At 42.8% G+C, this 21,721-nt stretch carries 15 protein-coding genes, 1 other RNA gene and 1 pseudogene; 8 read left to right on the top strand and 9 right to left on the bottom strand.

From position 1 onward, the window contains the following. Positions 1–604: 604 nt before the first annotated feature. The gene (locus tag ACWXWT_RS03635; RefSeq protein WP_456040248.1) at positions 605–1,180 is read left to right on the top strand and encodes a porin family protein; all 576 of its coding nucleotides are present in this window, start codon (positions 605–607) and stop codon (positions 1,178–1,180) included. Between the two features lie 216 nt (positions 1,181–1,396). Here the strand turns inward: ACWXWT_RS03635 and ACWXWT_RS03630 are convergent, their stop codons facing one another. Next, positions 1,397–3,427, bottom strand: a complete 2,031-nt coding sequence (locus ACWXWT_RS03630) for a prolyl oligopeptidase family serine peptidase (protein ID WP_456040247.1) — start codon at positions 3,425–3,427, stop codon at positions 1,397–1,399. 1,100 nt (positions 3,428–4,527) lie between these two features. On the opposite strand from ACWXWT_RS03630, the gene ACWXWT_RS03625 reads away from it, so the two are divergent. Continuing rightward, positions 4,528–5,196 carry a Crp/Fnr family transcriptional regulator gene (locus ACWXWT_RS03625; protein WP_456040246.1) on the top strand — a complete coding sequence of 223 codons (669 nt, stop codon included), beginning with the start codon at positions 4,528–4,530 and terminating at the stop codon, positions 5,194–5,196. Between the two features lie 174 nt (positions 5,197–5,370). Continuing rightward, the gene (locus ACWXWT_RS03620; RefSeq protein WP_456040245.1) at positions 5,371–6,585 is read left to right on the top strand and encodes a 4Fe-4S binding protein; all 1,215 of its coding nucleotides are present in this window, start codon (positions 5,371–5,373) and stop codon (positions 6,583–6,585) included. 424 nt (positions 6,586–7,009) lie between these two features. Here ACWXWT_RS03620 and hemB read toward each other — a convergent pair whose 3' ends face one another. Beyond that, complete coding sequence (hemB, locus tag ACWXWT_RS03615) at positions 7,010–7,996, bottom strand: porphobilinogen synthase (RefSeq protein WP_456040250.1); 987 nt, start codon at positions 7,994–7,996, stop codon at positions 7,010–7,012. A gap of 286 nt (positions 7,997–8,282) precedes the next feature. Between hemB and ACWXWT_RS03610 the strand changes: the two genes are divergently transcribed. Further along, positions 8,283–10,364 carry a TonB-dependent siderophore receptor gene (locus ACWXWT_RS03610; protein WP_456040244.1) on the top strand — a complete coding sequence of 694 codons (2,082 nt, stop codon included), beginning with the start codon at positions 8,283–8,285 and terminating at the stop codon, positions 10,362–10,364. Between the two features lie 36 nt (positions 10,365–10,400). Continuing rightward, a pseudogene (locus ACWXWT_RS03605) lies at positions 10,401–10,538 on the top strand (IS4 family transposase); the annotation flags it as partial. A gap of 517 nt (positions 10,539–11,055) precedes the next feature. On the opposite strand, the gene gcvP reads toward ACWXWT_RS03605, so the two are convergent. From gcvP to ACWXWT_RS03575, 6 genes are all read right to left on the bottom strand, one after another. After that, entirely contained in the window at positions 11,056–13,944 is a 2,889-nt protein-coding gene (gcvP, locus tag ACWXWT_RS03600; protein WP_456040243.1) for an aminomethyl-transferring glycine dehydrogenase, read from the bottom strand. Between the two features lie 209 nt (positions 13,945–14,153). Continuing rightward, a complete protein-coding gene (gcvH, locus tag ACWXWT_RS03595; RefSeq protein ID WP_456040242.1) occupies positions 14,154–14,543 on the bottom strand; it encodes a glycine cleavage system protein GcvH in 390 nt (129 codons plus the stop codon). A 70-nt stretch (positions 14,544–14,613) separates the two neighbouring features. Continuing rightward, a complete protein-coding gene (gcvT, locus tag ACWXWT_RS03590) occupies positions 14,614–15,708 on the bottom strand; it encodes a glycine cleavage system aminomethyltransferase GcvT (RefSeq protein ID WP_456040241.1) in 1,095 nt (364 codons plus the stop codon). Positions 15,709–15,939: 231 nt separating this feature from the next. Beyond that, positions 15,940–17,163 carry an FAD-dependent oxidoreductase gene (locus tag ACWXWT_RS03585; protein ID WP_456040240.1) on the bottom strand — a complete coding sequence of 408 codons (1,224 nt, stop codon included), beginning with the start codon at positions 17,161–17,163 and terminating at the stop codon, positions 15,940–15,942. A 22-nt stretch (positions 17,164–17,185) separates the two neighbouring features. Further along, on the bottom strand, positions 17,186–18,439 hold the full coding sequence (gene ubiH / locus ACWXWT_RS03580) for a 2-octaprenyl-6-methoxyphenyl hydroxylase (protein WP_456040239.1): 1,254 nt from the start codon (positions 18,437–18,439) through the stop codon (positions 17,186–17,188). Positions 18,440–18,462: 23 nt separating this feature from the next. Next, positions 18,463–19,038 (bottom strand): UPF0149 family protein, encoded by a 576-nt coding sequence (locus ACWXWT_RS03575; protein ID WP_456040238.1) that lies wholly within the window; start codon positions 19,036–19,038, stop codon positions 18,463–18,465. 329 nt (positions 19,039–19,367) lie between these two features. Between ACWXWT_RS03575 and ACWXWT_RS03570 the strand changes: the two genes are divergently transcribed. From ACWXWT_RS03570 to ACWXWT_RS03560, 3 genes are all read left to right on the top strand, one after another. Further along, complete coding sequence (locus tag ACWXWT_RS03570) at positions 19,368–19,667, top strand: cell division protein ZapA (RefSeq protein WP_456040237.1); 300 nt, start codon at positions 19,368–19,370, stop codon at positions 19,665–19,667. 51 nt (positions 19,668–19,718) lie between these two features. Next, a non-coding RNA gene (gene ssrS / locus ACWXWT_RS03565) (6S RNA) lies at positions 19,719–19,900 on the top strand. A gap of 9 nt (positions 19,901–19,909) precedes the next feature. Then, positions 19,910–20,608 (top strand): 5-formyltetrahydrofolate cyclo-ligase, encoded by a 699-nt coding sequence (locus ACWXWT_RS03560; protein ID WP_456040236.1) that lies wholly within the window; start codon positions 19,910–19,912, stop codon positions 20,606–20,608. Here the strand turns inward: ACWXWT_RS03560 and ACWXWT_RS03555 are convergent. Continuing rightward, entirely contained in the window at positions 20,598–21,635 is a 1,038-nt protein-coding gene (locus ACWXWT_RS03555) for a hypothetical protein (protein ID WP_456040235.1), read from the bottom strand. The genes ACWXWT_RS03560 and ACWXWT_RS03555 overlap by 11 nt on opposite strands. Positions 21,636–21,721 lie beyond the last annotated feature (86 nt).

Here is a 21,721-nt window from a genome sequence, read left to right as displayed (position 1 = left end):
TATTTTAAATTAGGTGGGAACATTCATGGCATTTGGTGATCAAATTTATCGCCAAACAAAAATTACCACGAGTAAATGCCATGAATGCAAAACAAGTTTTATCAAAATGTCTCTCACTTGTCACCCCCCGTTAACGTAAAAAGAGCACAAAACTCGCCGACAAAGTCTGTTCTCTGCAATTGAAAGTGTCCAGTTTGGCTTGACCAGTACTGTGGCCGCAGACCTAGAGACATAGCAAAGAATAAAGGAATATCAATGTAACGAATATAGTTTATCTTATCCGAAAGCGATAACAGCAAAGCAACCCGCAACATATTGATAACATTGTATTATACGATATGAAAATATTACAATTTAATCAGAAAAATATACCGTTTTACGTTATCACGACCTCATTAAGCGGGTAAAAAATAAGCAGTGCCATTGGATGTATATCCTACTCTCCCACAGCTACTCACAAAAAATATAACGTAACCAATTGATATTAAATGATAAATATCAAACTCAGATAAATAGCTCTCTGTTACTTTTATAAAGTTGGCATCCGTTTTGTAACTAGTTAAATGTAGTTAGATGTATTTACGTAATTAACTAGGAGTACCTTATGAAAAATACGATTATTACTTTAGCTGGACTTATTTCGTTAGCCTCTATTAGTACTTTTTCTCACGCTGATGACTTCAAGAAAGACGTAGCAGAAAATGGCGTTTATGTCGGTGCTAATTATGGTTACCTAAAAGTCGATGGCGAAGATGACTTTGACGACGACAATGATGTTCTCCAGGGCCTAGTCGGTTATCGCTTTAACAACTACTTAGCTCTAGAAGGTAGCTATATTGATTTTGGTAGTTACGGCAACAACTTATCTAGCGCTGAAACAGATGGTTATACTGCAGGCCTAAAAGTGACATTGCCAATTGCTGATCGAGTAGAGTTGTATGCTAAAGGTGGTCAGTTGTGGTATTCCACAGATTATGACGTGGTTGGCTTTTCTGGCAATAAAGATGATGAAGGTATATTTGCCGGTGCAGGTGCAGCGTTTAAAGTAACAGATCGTTTTTTAATTAATGCCGAGTACACTTGGTATGATGCAGAAATTAATTTAGATAATGTATCTAACGGTTCCGACACAGAAACAGATTTTAAGCAGGCTAGTATCGGTGTTGAATATCGTTTCTAGTGATAAGTAGAGTGCTTAAATTAACTACTTAAAAATAAAATCCAGAAGGGTGTAATGCAAAATGTGTTACACCCTTATTTTAAAATAAATGGGGCCAGACTCTAGCCCCATTTATCCTATCCTAACAAAAAGCTCAAGAGATACTGGCTCTCTTGGGCAGTCTTGTGCGTAGATGTACCCGCGATGTTAAGTGCGAACGGTTTTACTTACTACTTACTACTTACCACCGGGCTCTGCAAAACGAGTCACCCAATCCTTCACTTGGCCGTACCAATAAATCGAGTTATTTGGCTTCAGCACCCAGTGATTCTCATCAGGGAAGTAAATCATTCGCGACTCAATACCTTTGGTTTGCAAAGTACGGAATAACTCAAACCCTTGTCCTACGGGCACTCGTTGGTCTAACTGACCGTGGATAACCAATGTTGGCGTATCAAAATTGGCCGCTCCATAGTGAGGTGATATAGATTTATAAATTTCAGGTTTTTCCCAAAAACTACCAAAACGTGTACTGTGTACCGCGAAATCTCCCGCCATTTGTGAGTACATGTTATACACCGCTGCGTGGATAAACAGCGCGTTAAAAGGATTATCTTTTTGCCCCAAAATAATTGAGCTTAAGTAACCACCATAACTACCACCACCAGCGACTAAACGTTCGCTATCAATCCAGTCTTTGCTCTTAAACCAATCCGTTGCTTTATAGATATCCTCAAGCGACTTGTTCTTCCAGTCAGGGTTAATACTGTCAGTAAATTTCTGGCCGAAACTGCCTGAGCCGTGGAAATTGGGCCAAGCGGTCACGTAACCCCAAGAGGCGAACGTCTGCGCATTCCAGCGGTAATGGAAGCTGTCTGAAATCGCACCATGAGGACCACCGTGGATCAACATCATCAATGGGTATTTTTTGCTTTTATCAAATCCCGGCGGGTAGTGTACCCACATCTGGATATCATCTCCGTTATAACCTTTATAAGTCACCGACTCATAAGTACCCATATCCACATTGGCCAATACATCATCGTTAAAGCTATCTAAACGCGTTATTTTTCCATTGCGGGAGTCAATCTTCACCACGCGTGCGGGATGTAAAAAACTTTGATTGGCTGCAACCAAAGTACCGTCTTTGGCGATAGAGGGTTTGCCAAAATCGGTATTGTTGGTAACTTGTCTCACTTTGCCATTTTTAGCATTGATGTAGTAAATGCGGTTTGTGGCTGCATCGGCTATTGATGCATAAAACCCCTTACTATCTGGCGTCCAGAGATATTTAGAAACAGATCGGTCCCAATCTTTGGTCACTACACGTTCGCTACGTTTGTCCATATCGAACAAAACCAAGTGTGAAGTGTCACCGTAGAAGCCATGAATTAATTGGCGGGTGAAGGCAAGTGTTTTACCATCGGGACTAAATTTAGGTTCACGATCAGGAGCTTGATTGTTCGGGGTTAAATTTTCATATTTTCCGCTACCGATTTCAGCAAGAAATACATCAATTTTAGGGTCAACTTGGTTAGCGGAGCCGTTTGAGTTAACAGCAATCCAACGTTCGCTTGGGTCGATATCGTAGCTGCCAGCGTTTTGTGAAGAACGTGGCAATTGCTTTTTCAGTGGTTGGGTGACGGCTTCAACGTCTCCACCTTTGGCTGAAATACGAAAAACATGTGCTTCTCTTTCTTCATCAATCCAATGGTCAAAATGTGAATAAGGCAGTGCGTTCCACTGGTGGGCGGTGACCTTATCGTCTTTATCAGCTTTGAGCTGCTCGGTCATTTGTTCCCAGTCTTTGCCAGGGAAAATACGGCTAATGAAGTAAATGTGCTCACCCACCCACTTAATACCATGCACGCCACCGGGAACCTCAGTTAAGCGCTGCGCTTCGCCCGGTCCATTCATTGGTAGTAAGTAGATTTGCCCTGCTTCGTCTTTGTCACGTTTACTGACAAAAGCTAAGGTTTTTCCGTCTGGAGAAAACACAGGTTCACTCGCGCGTAAACCTTTTGCAGTAAGAGCACGCTGGCCTGAGCCATCTTTTGCGAACGACCATAGTTGAGTCGAGCCTTTATCTTCTGGTATGTCGTACTCAGTGACGGCAGCAATAATATGATCGCCTTGGGGTGAAACAATCGGACTACCGATACGCTTGAGTTGCCAAAGCACCTCTGCCGATAATGTTTTGGTTTGCTCTGCAAAAGCTGATGCCATTGGCATCAACAAACACAGTATTAGAATCCCTACTTTTTTCACGAGAGCTTCTCCTTCATTCAGAATTAGTTCGTAGTCATTTTTATGAGTTGATGTACAGCAGCGTTTGGCTGGGTAACAACCGTTCGTTCCCATTCAAAAACCAGCACATACTGACGCCCCAGTATAGCGACCAAAGTCTGTTAAAAGATACGAATAACAACGGACTGTAGCAGCCGTTTACAAATTAATTGTTTTGAATAATAAAACCGGCAATAAAGGCGCGAATAAGTAATAAATGAGGTTAATAAGTGGGAGGGCAGAATCTGACCTCACTTATCCTTATCCGACCCCACTTATAGCCCCCACTTATCATCATATGTTGTTCTCTGCAATTCTATAAATTGTTTAACAGTGCGTTATGTCATAAAAATGCGAATTCATATTTATTTCTTTGAAATTGAGTGTATAAAGACCTTCTCTTTACAAAAAATAAAAGCGATATAGTTTTATCGTTTTATATCAATAGTTTAATTTATATAAAATTACAGTGCTGACAATAAAAAAATATCAAATGGCTAATTTTAATGCACAAACCATTATGTAAAACCATGCAACGAAATTTATTGATGTTCTACTGTCAGCAAGGCGACAGATCTGTCTCCCTATCTGAATTAAATTTATCCCAGTTTATTGTAGTTATTGCACAAGATAACGAGGAGTAACATGTTTGAAACTCGATTTTAGCTTGGGTTGAAGTGTTGCTTTTGCTACTAAGCGAGATCTGGACATTAAGGCATGCCCAATATTTTAAAAGCTACTATCTTAAAGTTATTGCCGATGGAAATGATAAACCTGAGCGCATGAAATGGTATATACCGAATGCTCAAAACTAGGATTGCATAGCTTGCAATGGCAGAGGGGAAACGGGCCTGACATATCTTTTATTGCAATAGCATCGTCCATATTTTTCTTGTACAAGAAGATAGAATTTTATGTTTAACAAATAACCTATTGATCTAATAATCAAATGTAACAAGGTAGACACAAAATTTTGAGTATATATTAGTTAACAAATCACCAATAACTAATTGATAATTATATAAATCGTTAATTAAACTCTTAACAGCATTTTCTATCGTAAATAATATGGAGAGCGCGACATGCAATCAAAAATGAGAATGTCACGAATAAATATCATTGAGAAACTTAGAGAGCCTCAATACGAAGGGTTTCTGGATGAGTTCAGATGCAAAAGCTTTCCTAAAGGACAACTATTTAGCATCCCGAGCATGGGAAACAATGAAGTATTTATTGTGCATTCAGGCCGGGTACGCGTTTATCTTTCTTATGAAGGTCGTGAGTTTACCCTCTGCTTTCTTGAGCCTGGCGATATATTCAGCACACATACACGAGCATTTTTGGAGACATGCAAGGATTCAACTTTGATGCTTGTCGGGGCTGATATTTTTCGCGATAAAATCGCGAAATTTCCTGAATTATCAATCGTGATGACAGGCATTTTAGGTGAAGCATTAGGCAGTACTTTAGATCTCATCGAGGGTCTAATATTTCATGATGCTAGGTATCGATTAATCGAGTTTGTGCTGTCATGGGGACAAACATCGGGTGAACAAACTGCCGAAGGACTCCGATTTGAATGCGATTTAAGTATGGAAGATATTTCACTACTGATTGGGACTACACGCCAAACAACCTCTTCATTGATGAATAACCTCATTCGCAATGGGTACTTATATAGAGATGGAAGAAAACATTTTATTATCAGTAGATTAGATGACCTAAAAAAATTATTAGAGAGTAACACGTAACATGAGCCGAACTGAATAAACTGCAACGTATTTTTTATCATCATCGACCTTACTGCAGACTCATGGCAACAAGACACTAAATGGCAACTATAACAGAGTGTTGTGGTTGAAACTGCCTTTAGGCAGAACCTTTATCCATTATTGACAGCAAATAAAACAATATAGGGATCCTCTATGAGTACAATTGAATCAATCACCTTAATGCTAGCCCTAGCATATAGCACCAGTTTACTGTATTGGGGTGGCAAAAAATGGGGGGCATTGGTCAGTGGGGCATTATTGCTCGGCGCAACTATAGCGAGTTTTTTCTGGCCATTACTTCTTATATTATTAGCCGCCGTGATTGCAGTAACAGCATTAGGTCAATACCAGCCTGCATTTGCTAAAGCAGAAGGAAGACCCAATCGAATACGTGAAATTTGCCAACATTTCTTTGCCCTTTCCATGTTGTTGGTGGGCGTACAATATGCCATTAATGCGGCTATGTTGTATGCAGGCGAAACACCTTGGTTAATGCGACCTGATATTGGTGATGCCTTTTTACCCATTGCTGGCGGTATTGAACTTAAAGCTATTTTAACCTTAGGTTTATGGGATCAAAATCACCCCGCTGCCGTGGTTATGTTATGTGTGGTGCTATTAACAGGGCTCATTTGCAAACGGGCTTTTTGTGGCTGGGCTTGTCCATTAGGCTTAGCTGGCGAATACTTGTATAAACTCAGAAAGCGCTTTATCCCAGCTGAACTTATGCCACCAGCATGGTTAGACTGGCCACTGCGCATGCTTAAATACTTATTATTAGCCGCACTGGTTTATTTGGTCTTTTCAATGCCAACGGCAAGCCTTCCTAATTACTTGACAGGCAACTATCACAAGGTAGCAGACTTAAAAATGGCTGTGTTTTTTATGATGCCATCAATGGTTGCCTTGATCGGCTTCAGCATTATCTTTGCGTTAGCAGCATGGCGTCGTCAAGGGTTTTGTCGTTACATTTGCCCTTATGGTGCAATGCTAGGCATAGTGAGCTTTTTTAGCCCGTTTAAAATTCGTCGCGATACGCAACATTGTTTAATTGAGACCAAAGGTATGAGTTGCGATAAATGTACTCGTGCTTGCCCAGCAAATATATCAGTTCATACTCAAAAAAATATCCACTCTGATGAATGCCAAGCCTGTATGCGTTGTATGTCAGCTTGCCCTAAAAAAGAAGCGCTACAATTTAGCACTCGTACTGGCACTAAACTTTCGGCAAGAGGATTAATGATCTTACTGTTTACTCTTATGTTTATGGTGCCGTTATTTGCCTATGTAAGCGGTTACTGGCACAGCCAAACCCCTCAAGATATAAAGATGGAGCTGATACAAAAACTGGATCGTATAGGTCATTAGATTTAATCTTTAACGTCTATGTCGTGTCCAAATATAATTGGCCACGACAATTCCTCATACTGACCCCATAGCACTTACCCGACTGTGGTTGTCAGGAGGAATATCCTCTCACGATTCTGTTCCCGTCCAGTAGCTACAATGAGAGCTAGCAAAGAATTGGGCATAAATGATTGACCTACTCAGACATAATGATTGACCTACTCAGACATATTGCAGATAAGACGGAATCAATAAAAAAGCGAACCACTCGGTTCGCTTTTTTAATGCTTTTATTCAGATTATCAATTGAAGCCTACTACCACCATAATTGCGTCGCTGGCAAAGCTACTCTTACATAAGCAGCTCTGCACAGGCGAACCGAAGGCTCTAGCGCGGAGTTGGCTGGAAAAATAAATGAAAGAACTGCGGGGGAATTTCGATAAAACTAATTTTTTTCCTCGATTAACCACGTAGCATATTGTTTCGTATAGTAGCTAACAATTAGGTCAGCCCCAGCACGTTTTAACCCTATAAAAGTTTCAGTTACTACGGCTTTTTCATCGAGTGCGCCAGCAAGAGCCGCAAACTTAATTCCGGCATATTCCCCACCCACTTGATATGCAGCTAGGGGTAAATGAGTTTCTTGTCTTAAACGACAGATCACGTCTAAATAAGGTGTTCCAGGTTTAACCATAAGAATATCTGCGCCTTCGGCCTCATCAAGTGATGCTTCAAGTAAAGCTTGACGACCATTAGCGTAATCTAGTTGGTAACCTTTCCTATCCCCGCTAAGTTCACAGTCTACAGCCGTTCTAAATGGACCATAAAAAGAAGAAGCGAATTTTGCCGAATGTGCCAAGATAGCCACGTCCTCAAAACCAGCTGCATCCAGACCTAGACGAATGGCTTTTACTTGGCCATCCATCATTGCCGACGGTGCTAACATATCAGCACCAGCTTTAGCAGCTGTCACCGATTGCTTAACTAGATTTTCAACTGTCATGTCGTTACAAACTTTGTCGTTTTTCATGACTCCACAATGACCATGGTCGGTATATTCACAGAAGCAAATATCTGGAATAACCATCATTTCTGGTACGGCAGATTTTATTGTCTTGACCATACGAGCAAGCAGACCATTATCATTCCAAGTGTCGCTTCCTTGAGCATCTTTAGTGTGAGATATGCCAAAAGGCATAACATACCGTATGCCTAGCGCATAAAGCTGACGAATCTCATCGGCTAGGGCATTTTCGGGAATACGGCTGATACCAGGTAGAGTAGAAATAGGGACAGGTTGGTCGATATGTTCTTCGACAAATATGGGATGGATTAAATTGTCTAATAAAAGGTGGTTTTCACGCAATAGATCGCGCATAGCTTCTGAGCTACGTAATCGTCTCAAACGACGTAATGGAGTGATATTCAAAATGGAGTTACCTATTCAGATATTGTTAGGGACTCAGTTTAAATAAATTTAAACCTTACGTAATAAGACCTTAAGCTGTATGAAAAGTTCTGTGTAATTATCGCTAAAGATTTTATCACCATGACGATAGGAGTAGGCAAATTGAGTCAGGGTTAGCCCCACTTATCACACTTATCACACTTATCACCAATATTCGTAAAGATAATGCAAATTATTATCAATACGCTATCTAAATTGTTATTTTCAATTATTATGTGAATTCTCAAAAATACAATGATGAGTTATCAAGATGCATAAAACGTTATTAGTTACACTCATTTCGAGCTTGTTGTTAGCCCCAAACTTGTACGCTGAAGATACTCAATCCAACGGTAATATTGAAGTGATCAGTATTAAAGGAAGCCGTTTAGACAAGGCTGCAACAGCAACTGGTTTACCTTTAACACTTAGAGATACACCTCAGTCGGTCACGATTATAGACCAAGAGTTCATTCAGAGTTTTTCTCTTAACAATGTCGCAGACCTGATGTTTTTAACACCGGGCATATCGGCGCAGAAAATAGAAACCAATCGTTACTTTTTCAGTGCCCGCGGTAATCCGATCACGAACTTTCAATTTGATGGAGTGCCGGTTAACTACTCAAGTTTCTTTAACGATGCTTCGACCGATACCATAATCTTCGACCGTGTTGAAGTGGTTCGGGGGGCAACTGGATTATTAACTGGAGCAGGTGAACCTTCTGCTGCCATCAACCTCATCCGTAAACGTCCGAAGTTGTCACCTGGTGGTTATCTCAGCGCAAAAATAGGTTCATGGGACAGTTATCGTGTTGAAGGTGACAGTTCAGTCGACATAACAGATGATGGTGACGTTCAAGCTCGATTTGCCGCCGCATATGAAAAATCAGAAAGTTTTACCGATCTCGCTGAAGATGAAAATCTGCAAATATATGGTGTCGTTACCGCACGATTAAGCGACAGTACTTTATTCACTTTGGGAGCGGATTATAGTGACCGTGACCCTAAAGGTTCAACTTGGGGTGCTCTACCACTCTTTTATGCCGATGGCAGTCTTGCTAATGACCTCCCCCGATCTTCGACCACTGCGGCATCTTGGTCTAGTTGGAAACGTCATGGAACAAACGTTTTTTCAACTTTAGAACACAGCTTTGATAATAATTGGGAGCTCAAACTTGACATTGAACATCGCGAAGACAAGATGGATGGTCACTTATTATTTATGTATGGTTCTCCCGATAAAACCACAGGTTTAGGTATGGGCGCATCGCCCATGATCTACCAATCAGACCGTAAGCAGGATGCAGCAAGATTATTTGCTTCAGGTCCATTTGAACTATTTGGTCGAGAACATAAACTAACAGCGGGCCTATTATATTCAAAACAAGATGTTAGTGCCGACTCTTACTACCCTACTGAGGCCCTAAGCGTTGGTAACTTCTTCGAGTGGGATGGTTCAATTGCGGAGCCAGACTACCCATCGACGCCCGAAACACAAGCAACTGAAGAAATTCAAAAAGGCGCCTATATTGCCACTCAACTCAGTCTGCACGATCAACTGACACTGCTATTGGGAAGTCGTATTAGCCAATACAAAGTTGATCCAGGTTATGAGCAAAATGATGTCATCACACCTTATGCTGGGCTCGTGTATGACATCACTGACAGCATCTCGATCTATACCAGTTACACTGAAATATTTCAGCCTCAAGACGCGAAAGATGCCAATAATAACCGCTTAGATCCAACAACCGGCAATAATATTGAACTTGGTAGTAAAGCCGATTTTTTCGACGAAAGATTCACAGCTAGTGTTGCAGTGTTTAAAGTTCAAAAGGAAAATGTTGCAGAAAGAGATCCTAACATTAAAGACCCTCTTCCAGATGGCAGTTTTCCAATGCACTTGGTGGATGGCACCAATAACCATGGTTTTGAAATGGAGCTAACGGGGAGACCATCTGAGGATTGGGATCTGTACTTCAGTTACACATACAGTGAGTCAGAAAAAGCCAATGGTGAAGCCTTTGGTACGCATTTGCCTAAAAACTTAGTGCGATTATCCACGCTCTATCATTTCAATGGCGCACTCGAAGATCTCACTCTGGGTGGTAATTTAAGCTGGCAGAGCAAGATATATGTAGACAATGCAGGTCCTAACGATGCAACCTCTGAACAAGATAGTTACTTCATTACCAACCTGATGGCGAGTTATCAAATGACTGACGATGCAATTGTTCGCTTGAATATACGAAACTTGTTTGATGAAAAGTATTACTCAAGTATCGATTTCTACAATCAAGGTTTCTTCGGCGAGCCGAGAAATGTTGAACTTAGTCTGAACTACAATTTTTGATTTATCGCCAAACAAACATTACCACGAGTAAATGCCATGAATGCGAAACAAGTTTTATCAAAATGCCTATCGTTTGTCACCCCGTTAACGCACAAAACTCGCCGACAGAGTTTATTCTCTGCCGTTGAAAGCTCAATGAACGGTGACTCGCTTTCTATTACTGGATTTGGCCGAAGCAGTCTGTAAACGAAGTTAGTTGCTGTAGGCCATAAATAATTACACAGCTTAAGAAAACACCTGGATTCCGGCTCAAAAGCATTACCGGAATGACAGTTTTTGGATGTTCCTGATGTATTGGAAACAAAAAACGAACCCAAAGGTTCGCTTTTTTAATGCTCTTACTCAGAAGATTTCAATGAAACCCACTACCACGATAATGGCGTTACTGCCGATGAGAAGACAAGGAAGCCGATGCTTTCTCCTCGGAGTTGACTGGTGTCAAACTCCTTATTTCGAGCTATGCGAAAACTCTCAGCTGAAGCCTAAATAGCGTTACTGCCGAAAGTAAGACAAAAAAGCGACCTTTCGGACGCTTTTAAATTCTAAAACTTCAAATGAAGCTAACTATTACATAATTGCGTCGCTGGCGATGCTAGTACAAGGCGAACCGAAGGCTCTAGCGCGGAGTTGACTGGTGTCAATGAGCACTGGAGCCGAGGTTCAACGCCATAATAGCAAGACTAAGCAGCAATTATTCGTAGTCTGATAATGGGACGCACGAACACATCAAATTGCGATCCCCATAAACATCATCAATACGATTTACTGTTGGCCAAAACTTATTCGCCTTAACCGCTGCCGTTGGGAACACGGCAATTTCACGACTGTACGGACGTGAATCGAACTCTGGGTCCATAATATCCGCTAAGGTGTGAGGTGCATTGTGCAGTGGGTTATTGTCTGCTGGCCACTCGCCAGCTGCTATCTTGGCAACTTCGCCACGAATAGACACCATCGCTTCGATAAATCTGTCTAACTCAACCTTAGACTCAGATTCCGTAGGTTCAATCATTAAGGTTCCCGCTACTGGGAAACTCATGGTTGGTGAATGGAAACCATAATCGTTAAGACGCTTAGCGATATCCATTTCGGTTACGCCAGAGATTTCTTTCAATGGACGCAAGTCGATAATACATTCATGGGCCACACGGTCGTTACGGCCGGTGAACAACACAGGATAATGTGCTGACAGCTTTTTCATGATGTAGTTAGCGTTTAACAATGCCGTTTGAGTTGATTGCTTAACCCCTTTAGTGCCTAACAACTTGATGTACATCCAGCTGATTGGCAAGATGCTGGCGCTACCGTAAGGTGCAGCAGATACTGCGCCGTTATGGTCGCTTTCGCGGCCAGGCTTAACCACGACATGACCTGCAACAAATGGCGCAAGATGCGATTTTATACCAATAGGGCCCATACCAGGACCACCGCCGCCGTGCGGGATAGCAAAGGTTTTATGTAAGTTTAGATGCGATACGTCTGCGCCGATAAAGCCTGGTGATGTTACCCCAACTTGTGCATTCATATTGGCGCCGTCTAAGTAGACTTGGCCACCATATTGATGGACGATTTCGCATATTTCACGAATTGATTCTTCGTATACGCCATGAGTCGACGGATAAGTCACCATGATGCACGATAAGCTGTCGGCAAGTTCTGCCGCTTTAGCGCGTAGGTCTTCTAAATCAACGTTGCCTTGTTTGTCACACGCGGTAACCACAACTTTCATGCCAGCAAGCTGTGCCGATGCAGGGTTGGTGCCGTGAGCCGATTGTGGAATTAAGCAAATGTTACGGTGCGCGTCGCCGCGAGACTCGTGATATTTCTTAATGGCTAACAACCCAGCGTATTCGCCTTGGGCACCTGAGTTTGGTTGAATACACACAGCGTCGTAGCCAGTGATGTTAACTAAAAACTCTGACAACTCGTCGATTAACTGGGTGTAACCTTGTGCTTGGTCTAGCGGGCAGAATGGGTGCATGTTAGCAAATTCTGGCCAGCTGACTGGGAGCATTTCCACTGCTGCGTTGAGCTTCATGGTGCATGAGCCTAACGAGATCATTGAGTGGTTTAAAGCTAAATCTTTGTTTTCGAGACGCTTGATATAACGCATCATCTCGGTTTCGCTTTGGTAGCGATTAAACGTTGGATGGGTTAATACTGCATCTTGACGTACTAGCGCTTGTGGTATTGACTGGCTGCCATTAGCAAGGATGTCGGCATCAAGTGCTGCAACCTCTAAACCATGGCCTGCGCCTAAGATAACGTCAAATAAGTCTGCGATGTCTTCGCGGGTAGTGGTTTCATCTACGCTGATCCCAAACACGCCGTCTGCATCAATACGTAAGTTAAGTTGCGCGGCAATGGCGCGGGCATTAATGGCAGCTACGTCGGCACCTTTAACACTGATGGTGTCGAACCAGGTGTTGTTGGCTAAGGTTAACCCTTTTGCTGTTAAGCCTGCCGCTAAAATGTCGGCTAAACGGTTAATGCGTGATGCAATGGTTTTTAAGCCTTGTGGGCCGTGGAATACCGCATAAAACGAGGCCATGTTGGCTAATAAAATTTGTGCCGTACAAATGTTCGAGTTGGCTTTTTCGCGGCGAATATGTTGTTCGCGTGTTTGCATTGCCATGCGCAGTGCACTGTTGCCACGGGTGTCTTTAGACACACCAATAATACGGCCTGGCATTGAACGTTTGTGCTCGTCACGGGCAACAAAGAAGGCTGCGTGTGGTCCGCCGTATCCCATTGGTACGCCAAAACGCTGGGTGCTACCAAATACAACATCTGCCCCCATAGCACCCGGAGATTTAAGCAACAGTAATGACATAATGTCGGCAGCCACAGTCACCACCACTTTGTTGTCACGTAGTGTGGCAAATAGTTCAGTGTAATCGGTAATTTGGCCAATACGGTTGGTGTACTGGAACAAGGCACCAAACAATTCGTAATTTACCGCATCCTTTGCAGGGCCTACGACCACTTCAAAACCAAAACATTCAGCGCGAGTTTTCACAACGTCTAATGTTTGTGGGAATACGTCATCGGCAACAAAGAATATGTTAGCTTTTTTGGCTTTAGATACACGCTTAGCTAATGCCATGGCTTCCGCTGCTGCGGTGGCTTCGTCGAGCAATGATGCTGATGCAAGGTCAAGGCCGGTAAGATCCATTGACACTTGTTGGAAGTTTAATGTGGCTTCTAAACGACCTTGGGCGATTTCTGGTTGGTATGGCGTGTAAGCCGTGTACCAACCCGGGTTTTCAAACACATTACGCAAAATGACATTGGGCACTTGCACGCCGTAATAACCCATACCGATATAGCTTTTAAAAACTTTGTTTTTGTCTGCTATGTTGCGGATATAGGCGATACCTTCAGCTTCGCCACATGAGTCACCGATGGTGAGATCTTGCGGTAACAAAATTTTGCCTGGAACCGTTTGGGCGGTCAGGTCGTCTAACGACTCTGCACCAATGAAGTTCAACATTTGTTGCTGTTGTTCTGCACTTGGGCCGATGTGACGAGTGAGGAAAAGTTCGTGCTGCTCTAGTTGTGTCAGGGTTTGCTTGGTCATGTTAAACCTTGTTCCAAATCGACCAGTTCGGGCAGTAGGGCACAGAACTGGATTAGGTGAAAACGTGTAATACGTAAATAACCCATTACGGGTTTATTATGCTGCGCCCTCGCCTAGGCTTTATGGGTGCCTTGGTTTCGAGAGAGTCTACGCAGCATTTTGAACTTTATATAACAAAGAAGCCCTAACGGGCTTCTTGTTATTGATGGTTATTCTTCGTCGATGACTTCTTGATAACCATCTGCATCAAGTAATGAATCAATTTCTGATTCATCAGAAGGCATTACGCGGAAGAACCAGCCATCATCGTAAGCATCGCTGTTGACGAGTTCAGGTGAATCTTCTAATGATTCGTTTACCGCAATCACTTCACCAGAAATAGGTGCGTAGATATCAGATGCCGCTTTTACTGATTCTGCTACGGCGCAATCTTCACCGGCAGTAACGGTATCGCCTACTTCTGGTAATTCTACGAATACCATGTCACCTAATAGCTCTTGAGCATGTTCAGTGATACCGACTGTGTAGCTACCGTCTGCTTCTTTACGGATCCATTCGTGTGAAGAGGCATATTTCAATTCTGCTGGAATAGTGCTCATTGTTGCTGTTCCTTAATCTGATGTTCTAATACTTAACAAATAAATTCTTTTGGGTAAGCCATAACCAAAACTAAAAAGTAGGCTTGCCATTACGCACAAAGCTTGGAGCAATAACCTTGACATTGACGCGTTTTTTACGCATTTCAACTTCAGCGGTGGCACCAATACCATTAGGTACACGTGCCATAGCGATAGAGTAGCCTAACGTTGGCGAAAATGAACCGCTGGTGATCACACCTTGATGTTCAACACCTTCAGCATCGGTAAAAAACACTGCCATATCATGGCGTAAAACACCTTTTTGTTCCATCACTAAACCAACAAGTTTGTCAGTACCAGCGGCTTTTATAGCGGTTAATGCTGCGCGGCCAATAAAGTCACGGTCGCTTGGTTCCCATGCGATGGTCCAGCCCATATTTGCAGCTAATGGATTGATTGACTCGTCCATGTCTTGACCGTATAGGTTCATGCCTGCTTCTAGGCGTAAGGTGTCACGAGCACCTAAACCACATGGCTTAACGCCTGCATCTAACAGTGCTTGCCATAAGTCTTCGGCCTCGGCTTCTGGGACAATAATTTCGTAGCCTGCTTCACCGGTATAGCCAGTGGTGGCAATAAATAAGTTAGCTGATTGCACGCCAAAGAATGGCTTCATGCCTTCAACTGCAGCATTTTGCTCACTAGTGAATACGCTCGCCGCTTTGGCTTTAGCGTTAGGGCCTTGTACGGCAATCATGGCGAGCTCTGGACGCTCGGTAATCACAACATCAAACGCGGCGGCTTGTTTGTTGATCCATGCTAGGTCTTTGTCGCGTGTAGCGGAGTTAACCACAACACGGTAATGGGTGTCGGATAAATAGTAGGTAATAAGGTCGTCGATGATACCAGCGTTTTCGTCTAGCATTCCGCCGTAAAGGGCTTTACCTGGGACGGTAAGCTTGGCGACATCGTTAGCAAGTAACTTACGTAAAAAGGCACAAGCATCGCTGCCAGTGACATCAACAACGGTCATGTGTGATACATCGAACATGCCGGCGTCTTGACGTACCGCGTGGTGTTCTTCAATTTGAGAGCCGTAGTTAATTGGCATTTCCCATCCGTGAAAATCAACCATTTTGGCTTTAGATTCTAAATGCTTGTTAAAAAGTACAGTTTTGCTAGCCATTATTATCCCTTTTTTTGGGCCTTTTATTAGGTCTTAATCTAATGTAGGTATTTGATAAAATGCGGACAAAATTATACTCCGCAGACCTAATTTGTATACAAAAAAATTTTCTAATCCGAGTCCTGTCGCATTAGTTTAGCTAATCTATTGATGTAATTTTTTTACATATTTTTTTACAATATATTGTCTTTTTAGCTGTATCGTCTGATATTAAACAAGTTTCTACATTAGCTATGATGAAATTGACTCACGACAAAGTTTAGGTAATGTCATTTTGTTACCCATAGCCTGTTTGATGAACACTGTTTTCAGCCCAGCGACATTATCAACAAGGGTTAACCCAAGGTCACGCATGGCTTTTTTAAGCGGATTACTGCCGGCAAAGAGTCTTTTAAAACCTTCCATGGTGGCAATCATCTCCATGGCGTCGGCTTTTCGCCAACGTTCAAGGGCACGTAAATGGCTATATTCGCCTAAATCTTTGCCTTGCTGATGCAGCTCGGTGAAAGTGTCGATAATACTGGCGGCGTCTAAAAAGCCTAAGTTAACCCCTTGGCCTGCTAACGGGTGAATAGTATGAGCAGCATCACCGGCCAGCACCAAACGATGGCGGGCAAAATGGCGCGCATAACGCATACGCAGTGGGAATGATTGGCGCTCGCTTATCACTTGACACATACCCAAACGACCATCAAGCGCAGCGGTTAAAGCTTTTGAAAACTCAGCCTCATCTAAGCCGAGTAAGTGCTTGGCTTGATCTGGCGATACCGACCATACAATTGAACACAAATGATCATCATATAATGGCAACATGGCTAATGGTCCGCCAGGTAAAAAGGCTTGTCTGGCGGTTGCGTCGTTGGCAAGTTCGGTGCGAACGGTTGCCACAATAGCATGATGACCATAGTCCCAAAATGTCAGTGGAATACTGCATTGCTGACGTACCCAAGAGTTTGCACCATCGGCAGCCACGACTACGGCTGCACTTACATTGTCTCCACTGGCTAAGGTGAGCCAAGCTTCGCGTTCGCCAAAAGCGATCCGTTCAAGGCGTTGACCTTCTATATGAGTCAAATTAGCAATTTCGCTGGCGCGCTTGGCAAGGGCATAGTTAATGGCATCGTTTTCGATTATTGAGCCTAAATAGGCTTCGCTGATACTGTGAGCATCAAATTCAATTTTGCCTAGGCCGTCTTTATCCCACACCGACATTTTTTGATAAGGGCTAACACGGCTGTCATCAAGGTATTGCCAAGCGCCAAGGTTGTCGAGCAATTGTTGGCTGGCTTTGTTAACGGCACTCACACGTAATTTAGGTTCACCACTCACGGCTTGGGTTTCACCTGCATCTATAACCACCACATTAAGATTGGCATTGGCTAAACCAATTGCAGTGGCCAGCCCGACCATGCCACCGCCAACAATGGCAACATCATATGTTTGAGTTGAATACATGGTGGATCCTTACCTTAAAGAGTTAACGCCAGCCCATTGCGGTTTGTGCAACAGGACGTTTAAGTGGAGGAAACCAAGACAATAAACGCAAACCGATGTTGCGCCCCGCCACCAGCGGCCAATATTGATTGGAAAAACCCCGGACTAAAAATTCGATATTGCGCAGTGTTGTATCACGATCGGTTTGGCGTGAGGCGAAATATTGGTGCACTATGGCGCTACTGCCAACATCGGCTTCTGTGTTGCTATGGTTAGCTTGAGTTAACGCTTTTTCTATTACGTCTAACAAGCCAACGACATCGCGTAAACCTAAGTTAAAACCTTGCCCAGCTATGGGATGTAAGGTTTGTGCAGCGTTACCGACAAACACACAACGGTGATAAATGGGTCTTGGCATATACGATAGGGTTAATGGATAACTCCCCCGTTGGCCAACATCAATAAAGCGCCCAACACGATGACCAAAGGCTTGTTGCAGTGCCGCTAAAAACTCAGTTTTGTCGGCATGCTTTAATTCATCCGCTTTGGCTGGCGGCACGGCCCACACCAGTGAAAAACGTGATTGCGCAGAAGGTGTTGATGGCACAGATGTCATTGGTAACAGTGCCAGCGGTCCCGTTTGGGTGAAGCGTTCATACGCCCAGTGTTGATGCGGCTTGTTGGTCGTGACATTGGCAACGATAGCGGTTTGAACAAAATCGATTTGTGTTGTCGGTTGTTGCAAATGTTGACGCACCACAGAGTGAGCCCCATCGGCTGCCACCAATAATTTGCAGTGTAATTGAGTACCATCATCTAATGTGACTCGATGGCCGTCTTGTAGGGCTTGTATATCGGTGACTTTAGCCGGACAAAATACATTAACTGAGGATTTAGCCAACTCATCAAATAACACCTTGCCAACCCGAGCTAACTCAACCACCTGCCCTAGCGCGTCTAACCCGAGTGGTTTAGCGTTTAGCTCTGTCATGCCAAAGTGGCCACGATCAGACACATGGATATTTTCGATTGCCGTACCAAGATGCTGTAATTTGGACCAAATGCCTAAATGAGTGAGCTCGAAAATAGAGCCGTGTGCAATGGCAATAGAGCGGGCGTCAAACCCTGGGTGACTGTCGTTGGCAACGTGGGCTTCGATTAGCGCAATACGTAAAGGACGCTCCAATGACTTAGACAGTTTAGCCAGCCCTAGGGCTAACGTTGCTCCCGCCATGGCGCCACCAACAATGGCAATATCGACCGCAAAAGGTGAAGTGTCTGTCAAAGAAGTGCTCATATGCTATGTCGTCGCAAATGCAATTAATGGATAGTTGAAGACTCGTCGGTGTCATTCAGAGGCATGTCTAAACCAAACTCGGAATAACACAAAATAGCCGACATTCTAACAAACTCTTGCAACTCTTCGTAGGCCGCTTCTGATTCGTCATCGTCACCCACATCAAATTCTACTTGGGCGATTTCTGCTAAATCTTTAATCACTTCACGCACATCTGGCGAGGCTTTAGCGAGTTGAGGCTGAATAATTGCAATGCCGGTTAAAAAGCTTTGTGTCCATAAGGCTAGTGCTTCAACACGGTCGCTCAGTGATGTTTCTTCTTCTGGTAATAACAGCGTAAAACCAAATTCAAAATCGACTAGACGTGTCACAGTGTCTTGATACAACTCGCTGATCAAATGTTGTAAGTTTGTTTCTAGCGGTTGGCCGTCGTTCATTAGTTCAACTAACGGCTTTAACCAAGCTAAATTTTCTTGCTTCACGCCACCACAAATGAGCCCAACAAGTGCACCATGCACTTCGACAGGATGCTGACCAATTTCGGCGTCATCTAAGGCTTTTTTTAGTTTATCGATACATAACGAAGGTGGGGTTGCCATGGTTTGTTCCTAATAGCGCAATATCTGCATCAATGCTAGCAGAGTTAGTATCATGCTCCAAACCCTTGTGTGTATTCTGGTTAAATTTGTGAGCCATTGAGCAAGCAAGATAACGGAAGGCTCGTGGATTTGTTCACACAAACAGCAAATAGTTAAAAAGGCGCGATGTTGCCTTGCTCTTTTAAATTCAGCCCTATATAGTTCGCCCATATGCTGAGTATGACGAATCTTGGCGCGAAATAATAAACGGTTTTCAAATTTTCTGATTTTTACTTGTTTATCCCATCGCTTTAGCGAGTTGAGGTTAACTAAGGATCTGTGACGACATTATGAGTAACAGTGCTGTTGAAATAACCCTTTTGGGACGCACCTACTCTATTGCATGTCCTAAAGGACGTGAAGATGCTTTACGCACCGTTGCCAGAGAAGTTGAAAACCAACTGACAACATTAAAATCGCGTACAAATAATTTAAGCCGTGAGGAGTTGGCCATTATGGCAGCACTCAATATTGGCAATGAATTGTATGAAGAAAAGCAAAAAAATAAACAATATATGGCGCAAATGGATGAGCGTATTTCGTTATTGCAATCAACATTAGAAACGTCGTTGGTTGAACGAAGCCGCTAGGAAGGCTAAACTAAGACTTAAGAATGAAGCACAGCTTTATTCAACCTGTTTTGCTCCCTGGGATATGCGCGAGTTGGCTAAGTCCCTGTGCCGATAATTACAAACCCAGGGTGAATGCTTTTGTTGACATTGTGCATGCTCGGATTATACCGAGAAGCCTTAGGAAATGAACATTTACCCGCCTTGAACCTACGGTTCAAGGGCTACGCCGGCAGCGGTATTTTGGGGAGCATCCTAACTTTATGAGTATCACGCGTTTTATGACTAACAAGGACAATCGTCCTGTTACATCAACTTCTTCGGCACGTATCAGCTATTTTGCCACGCCAACAGAACTCGAAGACCCGCTATTTGATAGCACAGGCATGAGCCGCGACAATATTCGGCGCCATGTCAGACAAGAACGTAATAGCCTCAGTTCAGAAGAACAAAATCAATTAGCCTTAATTGCCAGCCGCCATATGTTAGCCGAAATCCAGGCACTATCTGCCAAACACGTTGCTCTTTATGTTACCCATGATGGTGAGCTCGCGACCCAGAAACTCATTGAAGCCTTATGGGATCTTGGCATTACGCTTTATTTACCGCGCATTCACCCTTTTAGTAAAGGCAACTTACTGTTTGTGCGCTATGACCGCGATTCGGTGATGGTGAGTAATCAATACGGCATTAATGAACCACAGTTAAATGTGCAACACATTATCACAGTCGACAAACTCGATATGATTATCACTCCTTTGGTGGCATTTGATGAACACGGTAATCGTATGGGCATGGGCGGTGGATATTATGACCGAACTTTGGCGCAAGTAGTTGATAATAAACCAATAGCCGTTGGGTTTGCTCACGATTGTCAACAAGTAAGCCATTTACCAACCGAATTTTGGGATATTCCTTTACCAGTGATTATTACCCCAACGAGAAGATTGGCTATTGCTTAATTGCAGTAATATTTTCTATTGCACTATTTATCAATGTCGTAGGGTTATCAACGCCAAGGTAAACCCGACTCACTCCTTGTTGTGGCTGTTTAAGTGTAATAACCACATTAGGTATGCCAAATAAATTATAGCGTTTTAGTGTACGGCAGCGTTTTATACTGGTTTGATTGGTATCAATGCTGTTGATATTCGATAACGCAATGATGCAGGGTTGCCAGACACCATAGCGGATAATTAATGTATCTTGCGTTAATGAAATAGGCCTTTTTGCTACCGCACGATATTCTGCAACAAAAAAGCCCAGCCCTAATACTGTTAAACCGCTAATGACATTTGCAGCGGTAGCAGACCAAATAAAATGCAGTAAAATATGGATAATAGGTAACTCAAACAGCATAATCATAATAAACCCAAGCAAGTTAGTTTGAGTTTGATCTTTCTTATGATAGCTAAAGGGTTTACCTATAAAATGCTGTGACTGAACGTTGTGAGCAAACAGCGCGTAAGTCCATAACCTAGTTTCGAAAGCAATTAAGTTAGTAACCACACCTTTACCTAAGAGTTTTTCTATAGGTTGAATGATAGCTAAATCGGGATCTTGTCGATGAGTTAATGCCTGCTTAACAGCAAAGATAACGGTTAAAATAGTGACGATTTCAAGTATTATAAAGCCAGCTAAAACAATGTAACGGCCTGTTTCAAGATAATGCCAAATAAATTTTTGTTGATCAGGAATAATAACGCTACCAATCAAAACAACCAAACAGCAATAAAGCGCCGCTTTGATAAAGGCCTGCTTTTTGTCATCGATGCAAAACCAACAACATAACGGCAATACAATTAGACCATCAATGAAATAAAGCCATTCAAACTTTGCTTGACCGTATTCGTTATAAAAATGCTGACCACGATAATAAATAGCCCAACTAATCGAGATAACAATTAACACGATCAACGGCAGCCTTGGCTTAATATTCTGCAACACTTTATGTCCTTGTAAACTGTTTAATCTTTCGTTGTAATCCATAAATCACTCCCTATCAAATAACATATCTTGATAGGAAGCTTGTTATCACTATACATCTTCGGGCAAAAATCACTATTTTTTAAAAC

It is taken from the genome of Shewanella sp. A22 (assembly GCF_053850585.1).
This window is presented reverse-complemented; position numbering and strand designations above follow the sequence as displayed.

Bases quoted from the DNA above. Each gene is read 5' to 3' on its own strand.
- gcvP (WP_456040243.1), bottom strand. From the start codon at position 13,944: ATGACCAAGCAAACCCTGACACAACTAGAGCAGCACGAACTTTTCCTC.
- ACWXWT_RS03585 (WP_456040240.1), bottom strand. From the start codon at position 17,163: ATGTATTCAACTCAAACATATGATGTTGCCATTGTTGGCGGTGGCATG.
- ACWXWT_RS03560 (WP_456040236.1), top strand. From the start codon at position 19,910: ATGAGTATCACGCGTTTTATGACTAACAAGGACAATCGTCCTGTTACA.
- ACWXWT_RS03575 (WP_456040238.1), bottom strand. From the start codon at position 19,038: ATGGCAACCCCACCTTCGTTATGTATCGATAAACTAAAAAAAGCCTTA.
- gcvT (WP_456040241.1), bottom strand. From the start codon at position 15,708: ATGGCTAGCAAAACTGTACTTTTTAACAAGCATTTAGAATCTAAAGCC.
- ACWXWT_RS03625 (WP_456040246.1), top strand. From the start codon at position 4,528: ATGCAATCAAAAATGAGAATGTCACGAATAAATATCATTGAGAAACTT.
- ACWXWT_RS03610 (WP_456040244.1), top strand. From the start codon at position 8,283: ATGCATAAAACGTTATTAGTTACACTCATTTCGAGCTTGTTGTTAGCC.
- ACWXWT_RS03620 (WP_456040245.1), top strand. From the start codon at position 5,371: ATGAGTACAATTGAATCAATCACCTTAATGCTAGCCCTAGCATATAGC.
- ACWXWT_RS03635 (WP_456040248.1), top strand. From the start codon at position 605: ATGAAAAATACGATTATTACTTTAGCTGGACTTATTTCGTTAGCCTCT.
- ubiH (WP_456040239.1), bottom strand. From the start codon at position 18,439: ATGAGCACTTCTTTGACAGACACTTCACCTTTTGCGGTCGATATTGCC.
- ACWXWT_RS03555 (WP_456040235.1), bottom strand. From the start codon at position 21,635: ATGGATTACAACGAAAGATTAAACAGTTTACAAGGACATAAAGTGTTG.
- gcvH (WP_456040242.1), bottom strand. From the start codon at position 14,543: ATGAGCACTATTCCAGCAGAATTGAAATATGCCTCTTCACACGAATGG.
- ACWXWT_RS03570 (WP_456040237.1), top strand. From the start codon at position 19,368: ATGAGTAACAGTGCTGTTGAAATAACCCTTTTGGGACGCACCTACTCT.